At 57.2% G+C, this 5460-nt stretch carries 3 rRNA genes; all 3 read left to right on the top strand.

From position 1 onward, the window contains the following. Positions 1-267 precede the first annotated feature (267 nt). Positions 268-1790, top strand: a 16S ribosomal RNA gene (locus tag L0B03_RS13375). Between the two features lie 348 nt (positions 1791-2138). Beyond that, a 23S ribosomal RNA gene (locus tag L0B03_RS13370) occupies positions 2139-5246 on the top strand. Between the two features lie 74 nt (positions 5247-5320). Then, a 5S ribosomal RNA gene (rrf, locus tag L0B03_RS13365) occupies positions 5321-5437 on the top strand. Together the 16S, 23S and 5S rRNA genes form the textbook arrangement of a ribosomal RNA operon. Positions 5438-5460: the final 23 nt, after the last annotated feature.

Here is a 5460-nt window from a genome sequence, read left to right as displayed (position 1 = left end):
GTTGCCTCCGGACGGGCCTTGAGGGCCTGGATGGATGCGCGTCTGTTCCTTGAGAACTCAACAGCGTGCCAAAAGTCGATGCCAATTGTCGTCGTGGTGGGTGCAGTGCTGACCGTTGTGGTTGGTGGTGTGCTTGTTGCGGTGACGTGGTTGAGACGAATGTTTAACGTCAGTTGTACATTTGATCGATGCCAGATGAGAACGGGTCCTTCGGGGCCGCTTCGTACGTCGGTTGCCCTGCGCGTGAGTGTGGGGTGCCTATAGACATCTACGGAGAGTTTGATCCTGGCTCAGGACGAACGCTGGCGGCGTGCTTAACACATGCAAGTCGAACGGTGATCCTCGAGCTTGCTCGAGGTGATCAGTGGCGAACGGGTGAGTAACACGTGAGTAACCTGCCCCAGACTCTGGGATAACTCCGAGAAATCGGTGCTAATACCGGATACGAGACGAACAGGCATCTGTAGCGTCTGGAAAGAATTTTGGTCTGGGATGGACTCGCGGCCTATCAGTTAGTTGGTGAGGTAACGGCTCACCAAGACGACGACGGGTAGCCGGCCTGAGAGGGCGACCGGCCACACTGGGACTGAGACACGGCCCAGACTCCTACGGGAGGCAGCAGTGGGGAATATTGCACAATGGGCGAAAGCCTGATGCAGCGACGCCGCGTGGGGGATGAAGGCCTTCGGGTTGTAAACCCCTTTCAGCAGGGAAGAAGCGAAAGTGACGGTACCTGCAGAAGAAGCGCCGGCTAACTACGTGCCAGCAGCCGCGGTAATACGTAGGGCGCAAGCGTTGTCCGGAATTATTGGGCGTAAAGAGCTCGTAGGCGGTTTGTCGCGTCTGCTGTGAAAGCCCGAGGCTCAACCTCGGGTCTGCAGTGGGTACGGGCAGACTAGAGTGCGGTAGGGGAGACTGGAATTCCTGGTGTAGCGGTGGAATGCGCAGATATCAGGAGGAACACCGATGGCGAAGGCAGGTCTCTGGGCCGCAACTGACGCTGAGGAGCGAAAGCATGGGGAGCGAACAGGATTAGATACCCTGGTAGTCCATGCCGTAAACGTTGGGCACTAGGTGTGGGGCTCATTCCACGAGTTCCGTGCCGCAGCTAACGCATTAAGTGCCCCGCCTGGGGAGTACGGCCGCAAGGCTAAAACTCAAAGGAATTGACGGGGGCCCGCACAAGCGGCGGAGCATGCGGATTAATTCGATGCAACGCGAAGAACCTTACCAAGGCTTGACATATACCGAAAACTCATGGAGACATGGGGTCCGCAAGGGCGGTATACAGGTGGTGCATGGTTGTCGTCAGCTCGTGTCGTGAGATGTTGGGTTAAGTCCCGCAACGAGCGCAACCCTCGTCCTATGTTGCCAGCACGTCATGGTGGGGACTCATAGGAGACTGCCGGGGTCAACTCGGAGGAAGGTGGGGACGACGTCAAATCATCATGCCCCTTATGTCTTGGGCTTCACGCATGCTACAATGGCCGGTACAAAGGGCTGCGATACCGCAAGGTGGAGCGAATCCCAAAAAGCCGGTCTCAGTTCGGATTGGGGTCTGCAACTCGACCCCATGAAGTCGGAGTCGCTAGTAATCGCAGATCAGCAACGCTGCGGTGAATACGTTCCCGGGCCTTGTACACACCGCCCGTCAAGTCACGAAAGTCGGTAACACCCGAAGCCGGTGGCCCAACCCCTTGGGGAGGGAGCCGTCGAAGGTGGGACCAGCGATTGGGACTAAGTCGTAACAAGGTAGCCGTACCGGAAGGTGCGGCTGGATCACCTCCTTTCTAAGGAGCTTCTGGCGCTTCGGCGTCCAGGGCCCTCTACTCGGGCGTTCGTTCCGAGGAGGGTTGCTCAAGGGTGGAACATCGACTAGTTGCGTTGTTCCTTGCCGTTCCCAGTACCTCCCTTGTGGAGTGGAACAGGTTCTGGTGGGGGGTTGCGTTGGCACGCTGTTGGGTCCTGAGGGAACGGGCGAGAGCCTGGACCTCGGGCCGGTCTTCGGATCGGTGCGTCGGACCGCTGCTACTGGATGAACCGCCTCACTGTTTGTGGGGTAGGCGCCAGGCGGTGGCGGGACCGCCCGTAGCTTGAGAACTGCACAGTGGACGCGAGCATCTTTTAGTAAGTCTTTGTGGCAAGTTTTTAAGTGTATACGGTGGATGCCTTGGCACTAGGAGCCGAAGAAGGACGTTGTAGCCTGCGATAAGCCTCGGGGAGTTGGCAAACGAACCGTGATCCGAGGATCTCCGAATGGGGAAACCCGGCTGGAGTCATGTCCAGTTACCCGCGCCTGAATATATAGGGCGTGTGGAGGGAACGTGGGGAAGTGAAACATCTCAGTACCCACAGGAAGAGATATTCCGTGAGTAGTGGCGAGCGAAAGCGGAACAGGCCAAACCGATAGCGTGTGATAGCCGGCAGGCGTTGCGTTATCGGGGTTGTGGGACCTTTCAGGTTGCTCTGCCGAGCTTCCAGGGAGTCAGAAAGTCGCGTCATAGTCGAAGGGCATTGAACGGCCCGGCATAGAGGGTGCTACCCCCGTAGACGAAATGGCGCGGCCTCCCGAAGGGGATCCCAAGTAGCACGGGGCCCGAGAAATCCCGTGTGAATCCGGCAAGACCACTTGCTAAGCCTAAATACTCCCTAGTGACCGATAGCGGACAAGTACCGTGAGGGAAAGGTGAAAAGTACCCCGGGAGGGGAGTGAAATAGTACCTGAAACCGTGTACATACAATCCGTTGGAGCCTCCCTAGCAGGGGTGACAGCGTGCCTTTTGAAGAATGAGCCTGCGAGTTAGTGGTACGTGGCGAGGTTAACCCGTGAGGGGAAGCCGTAGCGAAAGCGAGTCCGAATAGGGCGATTGAGTCGCGTGCTCTAGACCCGAAGCGAAGTGATCTAGCCATGGGCAGGTTGAAGCGCGGGTAAGACCGCGTGGAGGACCGAACCCACCTGGGTTGAAAACCGGGGGGATGACCTGTGGTTAGGGGTGAAAGGCCAATCAAACTTCGTGATAGCTGGTTCTCCCCGAAATGCATTTAGGTGCAGCGTCACGTGTTTCTTACCGGAGGTAGAGCTACTGGATGGCCGATGGGCCCTACAAGGTTACTGACGTCAGCCAAACTCCGAATGCCGGTAAGTGAGAGCGTGGCAGTGAGACTGCGGGGGATAAGCTCCGTAGTCGAGAGGGAAACAGCCCAGACCACCAGCTAAGGCCCCTAAGCGTATGCTAAGTGGGAAAGGATGTGGAGTTGCACAGACAACCAGGAGGTTGGCTTAGAAGCAGCCACCCTTGAAAGAGTGCGTAATAGCTCACTGGTCAAGTGATTCCGCGCCGACAATGTAGCGGGGCTCAAGTATACCGCCGAAGCTGTGGCATTCACACAATAGCTAGGTCTTCGTGATCCAGGCGTGTGGATGGGTAGGGGAGCGTCGTGTGGCGAGTGAAGTCGCGGGGTGACCCAGCGGTGGACGCTACACGAGTGAGAATGCAGGCATGAGTAGCGAAAGACGGGTGAGAAACCCGTCCGCCGAATGACCAAGGGTTCCAGGGCCAGGCTAATCCGCCCTGGGTAAGTCGGGACCTAAGGCGAGGCCGACAGGCGTAGTCGATGGACAACGGGTTGATATTCCCGTACCGGCGAAGAACCGCCCATACCGAGCCCGGTGATGCTAAGTGCCCAAAGCCGTCTAGATCCCTTCGGGGACGTGATGGTGGAGCGCACGACCCGAACCGGTAGTAGGTAAGCGTATTAACAGGAGTGACGCAGGAAGGTAGCCCAGCGTGGCGATGGTAGTCCACGTTCAAGGTCGTAGGGCGAGCTGTAGGCAAATCCGCAGCTCATATAGCCTGAGAGCCGATGGTGACCGCTTATGCGGGATGATTGGGTGATCCTATGCTGCCTAGAAAAACTTCGACGCGAGGTTCTAGCCGCCCGTACCCTAAACCGACTCAGGTGGTCAGGTAGAGAATACCAAGGCGATCGAGATAATCGTGGTTAAGGAACTCGGCAAAATGCCCCCGTAACTTCGGGAGAAGGGGGGCCTGAAGCGTGACGGCACTTGCTGCCGGAAGCGTGGATGGCCGCAGAGACCAGGGAGAAGCGACTGTTTACTAAAAACACAGGTCCGTGCGAAGTCGCAAGACGATGTATACGGACTGACGCCTGCCCGGTGCTGGAAGGTTAAGAGGACGGGTCAGCTCTTCGGAGCGAAGCTCAGAATTTAAGCCCCAGTAAACGGCGGTGGTAACTATAACCATCCTAAGGTAGCGAAATTCCTTGTCGGGTAAGTTCCGACCTGCACGAATGGCGTAACGACTTCTCCGCTGTCTCAACCGCGAACTCGGCGAAATTGCACTACGAGTAAAGATGCTCGTTACGCGCAGCAGGACGGAAAGACCCCGGGACCTTTACTATAGTTTGGTATTGGTGTTCGGTACGGCTTGTGTAGGATAGGTGGGAGACTGTGAAGCTGGCACGCCAGTGTCGGTGGAGTCAACGTTGAAATACCACTCTGGTCGTTCTGGATATCTAACCTCGGTCCGTAATCCGGATCAGGGACAGTGCCTGATGGGTAGTTTAACTGGGGCGGTTGCCTCCTAAAATGTAACGGAGGCGCTCAAAGGTTCCCTCAGCCTGGTTGGCAATCAGGTGGCGAGTGCAAGTGCACAAGGGAGCTTGACTGTGAGACTGACAGGTCGAGCAGGGACGAAAGTCGGAACTAGTGATCCGGCGGTGGCTTGTGGAAGCGCCGTCGCTCAACGGATAAAAGGTACCCCGGGGATAACAGGCTGATCTTGCCCAAGAGTCCATATCGACGGCATGGTTTGGCACCTCGATGTCGGCTCGTCGCATCCTGGGGCTGGAGTAGGTCCCAAGGGTTGGGCTGTTCGCCCATTAAAGCGGTACGCGAGCTGGGTTTAGAACGTCGTGAGACAGTTCGGTCCCTATCCGCTGCGCGCGCAGGAAACTTGAGAAGACCTGTCCCTAGTACGAGAGGACCGGGACGGACGAACCTCTGGTGTGCCAGTTGTTCCGCCAGGAGCACGGCTGGTTAGCTACGTTCGGAAGGGATAACCGCTGAAAGCATCTAAGCGGGAAGCCTGCTTCAAGATGAGGTTTCCACGGGGCTTGCCCCGAGAGGCTCCCAGCTAGACCACTGGGTGAATAGGCCGGATGTGGAAGAGAGGACTAACGACTCTCGCAGCTGACCGGTACTAATAAGCCGATAACTTGACACAACCTTACTTGTGCTACGCGTCCACTGTGCGGTTCCCGAGATACGGTCGGGAAACCGATGACATCTCCATAGAGTTTCGGTGGTCATAGCGAAGGGGAAACGCCCGGCTCCATTCCGAACCCGGAAGCTAAGCCCTTCTGCGCCGATGGTACTGCACGGGAGACTGTGTGGGAGAGTAGGTCGCCGCCGAACACCTTTTCAGAAAGGGCCACCCC

Origin of the sequence: Actinotalea sp. C106 (genome assembly GCF_023630195.1) — a bacterium.
Lineage (GTDB): Bacteria > Actinomycetota > Actinomycetes > Actinomycetales > Cellulomonadaceae > Actinotalea.
Note: the sequence above shows the minus strand (reverse complement) of the source record. Positions and strands in the feature narration are given on the sequence as shown.